This window comes from Hallerella porci, assembly GCF_003148885.1.
Taxonomy (GTDB): Bacteria; Fibrobacterota; Fibrobacteria; order Fibrobacterales; family Fibrobacteraceae; genus Hallerella; species Hallerella porci.
Window position 1 is genome coordinate 1 of sequence record NZ_QGHD01000063.1, and the last position, 1,732, is coordinate 1,732.

Below are 1,732 nucleotides of genomic sequence, written 5' to 3' on the forward strand. Positions count from 1 at the left end.
CACTTGTATCGCCTGGTTCCGTCCTTGCGGACGGACCACTTGACAACCGTTTCGGACTTGCAGTCGGGACACGCGATATGGCAGCCGAGCTTCTCATGCAGGAAGGCGTCTATGGTACTGTTCCCGGCGGGCCTCTCCTCATGGCTGTCCTTGTGGCCGATGGAGGCGAGGAACGCCTTGCGGGACTTCTTGTCCAGTCCCATGTACATCTGCCTGAGCAGGGCTATCTGTGGCGCAATCCCGTCCATCGCCACAAATATACATTCTAGCGATGACAAATTATGTCATTTCAAACTTATCAACAACCATTTGAGGGAACAGAGCCTATTCTTTTGTTTGTAGTTGTACTTGTTGTCTGTTGTTGGGCTGTTCCCAAGCCTATGGAAAGTTTGACGAATTATAACGTGCTTCTTTTACATGGTGCATATGGCCATAAGAATGCTGATGGAGAATTGCAGGGATTTGAGGAAAATGCAAACCATCCGCAAGCTTATGACGCAACGAATTATCTTGGTAATGCAAATATTGGGCGTTATATCGAAAAGGCGGATGAGAAAAATACTCGTTTGAACCAATGGTTAAGAACACGAATATTTGAGGAACCTGTATACGACAGCGTTTATAAAGCTGTGCATAATTCTTGTGTATATCATTGGCGTTCTTTTTCAGAACCGCCTAATAGTTCCATTGAAAACGCAATTGAATTGGGAGACCGAACTTGGAACAGGGCTGAAGGCGGTACGAGTCGATTTGGCGGTCGAAGGACTCTTGTTGAAGAAGCTCAAGAAGTGAAAGCTGTATATGATACGTTGAGAGGTCAAACCGCCCTTCAAATCATCCGCCAGAACCCCGACCTCTACCGCCAACTTGCCTCCCGCTACATTCTCATCGGTCACAGCATGGGTGGTGTTGTAGCTCGTGAGTACACGCAGAATAGTGACTACTATCACGGCGACGTGGACAAGGTGATAACGCTCGACAGCCCGCACGAAGGCACCGGTGTCCTTGAAATGCAGCTAGACTTGGTCGGGCATAAATGGGAAGCGTTACAAGGTGTTTCCACTTCCCTTGTCGCTTTATCGCTGGCGAGTCTCAATATGCGAGGCAATTTCATGGCAAAATCGGTCGCCATATCGAGTCTCTCCTGGGCGACATTGTTGGGATTGACAAATTTTGTAGCTCCGTTTTTTGTGGAAGGCAACCTGCAGGATTATTCGGAAGACGACCCTTTGGTCAAGTATGTGAACCCAGGGAAAGGTGAAAAAGGCAATATCTCGTATTTGAAGAAAATTTCTCCAAGCGAAAATCAACCCATGTTCAGGCTGATGGGCGGCGAAAAGAGCATTACGTATTCGGATCCGTTCAAGAAGGTTACCGATTGGACGGGATTATTTGTTCCCGAAGCCCTCACTCAGGCCATGATGAATTTCTTTTCGCAGCTTGCGGAAAGCGACGATGCCATGAGTTCGGAGGCGTTCGCCCTTGCATCTAAAGCAGCCACGATGGGATTGGTTGTTTCCGCGGCTTCACGGGAACAGGGGACGAGCATTGTTCCCAAGGCGTCTAGCTGGGCGGAAAGTACGGAAAGTCTGAAAAACAGTGTTGCCGATGTTAAGCGTTGGCGTTTTATAGATTAGGCAGATAAATACTTTACAAAACAAGCAAAGTTTACTATATTTGCATCATGGAAAAAGATGATGCAAGAAAGAATGTCCAGAGCCTTCTCGAAAAA

The 1,732-nt window shown here is 47.5% G+C and carries 2 protein-coding genes; one reads left to right on the forward strand and one right to left on the reverse strand.

From position 1 onward, the window contains the following. Positions 1 to 248, reverse strand: a 248-nt coding sequence (locus B0H50_RS13220) for a hypothetical protein (protein WP_146193780.1), incomplete at its 3' end; no start/stop codon positions are given. A gap of 33 nt (positions 249 to 281) precedes the next feature. Here B0H50_RS13220 and B0H50_RS12955 point away from each other — a divergent pair. Then, positions 282 to 1,637: a PGAP1-like alpha/beta domain-containing protein gene (locus B0H50_RS12955; protein ID WP_199219647.1), complete on the forward strand. Its 1,356-nt coding sequence runs from the start codon at positions 282 to 284 to the stop codon at positions 1,635 to 1,637. Positions 1,638 to 1,732: the final 95 nt, after the last annotated feature.